Source organism: Staphylococcus sp. EG-SA-15 (genome assembly GCF_017151895.1).
Classification (GTDB): Bacteria; Bacillota; Bacilli; order Staphylococcales; family Staphylococcaceae; genus Staphylococcus; species Staphylococcus aureus.
This window is the reverse complement of sequence record NZ_JACVZN010000061.1, coordinates 1-1509: the sequence shown is the minus strand read 5'-3', so window position 1 is coordinate 1509 and position 1509 is coordinate 1. Positions and strand designations below refer to the sequence as shown.

Sequence of the window (1509 nt, the reverse complement as noted above, 5' to 3'; positions counted from 1 at the left end):
CAAAATAACCAAAAACAATAACACTCATGGTTCCAGGAAAAATAACACTATTACCTATTGTCGCTACATTTACATGATAAATAGTTTTCATCATATAAGGCACCATTGATATAAAACCAGCTACTATAGAAAATATTAGCCCACCAGAAAACAAACCAAGCATAAACGGAATGTTTTTCCCTAGTTTAGGATTAATAAAAGGGTTAGAAACTCTTGAAATATGTTTAATAAAAATCACAAAAAAGATTGTGAAGAGTATTAAAAAAGTCCAATTATAATTTGTCGTAAATAACATAAAACATATAATACTTATAGACATTAAAACAATACCTACGATATCTAATGTATTTTTTGTTGATTTACCAGGTACCATTACTTTAATAAGAAAAGGTATAGTTACTATTGTAATCATAGGAAGTATAAGTAGGTAAGACCAATGAATATAATGTGCTATTATTCCCCCTATTGAAGGACCTAACCCTTCACCTAAAGCTACAATTGATCCTATAAAACCAAAGGCTTTGCCTTGTTTTTTTCTTGTAATATTTCTAGCTACAACCACCATAATCAGTGAAGGGAATGCAGCAGATCCTACTCCTTGTACTAACCTACCAAAAATCAAAATAAAAAAGTGATTGTGACCAATAAAAGCAATCAATGAACCAAGACAGCTCAAACTAATACCAATAATTAACAATTTTTTTATATTTATATAATCAGATAATTTTCCATATACTGCTGTTCCTATCGAAAAAGTTAACATATATGCAGTGTTTACCCAGTTTGTAATTCCAGGAGTAGTATTAAAATGATTTGCAATATCAGGTAAAGAAACATTTAAAACCATTTCATTTAATACACTAAAAAATGAAAGAATACAAAGCCAAAATAAAACGCTATAAAACAAACCTTTAAATTTTTTATATAAACTAAACAATTTTACCTCTTTACTTGAGGTGACTAAAGTTTATAGGGGTAAATTATTCTTTCACCTCATATAAATTCCCCAAATTTTTAAATAGACACTTCATAAAAAAATCCTCCTAAATTAGAATAGTTTAAATATATCATTTTTGTTCAGTAATATTAATATGTACACTATTTCCAAAATTTAAATTCATGTTGCCAAAAATCGATTTGTTTTTGCAATTGTTTTTCGTTCGCTTTTAAAGTCGATTTCATTAAGTCCGTTAAATCGACTGGCGAAATTTCTTTTATCAAATTCTTATATTTTGTTCTAGAATTTCTGTGAAGCTTTCCCCATTCTTCTTCATCACTCAATAACATAAAAACTATTGCTCTATCCGCAGTGCGTTGGATAGTTTTCCAATCTGGTTGCAAGATATGTAAATCACTAAAGCAATCATTCCAGTAATCCACCATATCTCTTTTAAGTTCGATTTCTACACGCCATAAATGTTCAGACATAACTTCAGCATCTGCATTATCTTTACGTTCTTGCTTTTTATTATAAATTCTAATAGGTTCTGTTGCAAAGTTGAATTTATA

Annotated in this window: 1 protein-coding gene and 1 pseudogene; both read right to left on the bottom strand. The window is 28.6% G+C overall.

Translation table 11 applies throughout. From position 1 onward, the window contains the following. Nucleotides 1–937, bottom strand: a 937-nt coding sequence (locus IDG64_RS14295; RefSeq protein WP_206171352.1) for an MFS transporter, incomplete at its 3' end; no start/stop codon positions are given. Nucleotides 938–1098: 161 nt separating this feature from the next. After that, nucleotides 1099–1509: pseudogene (locus IDG64_RS14290) on the bottom strand (replication initiation factor domain-containing protein); the annotation flags it as partial.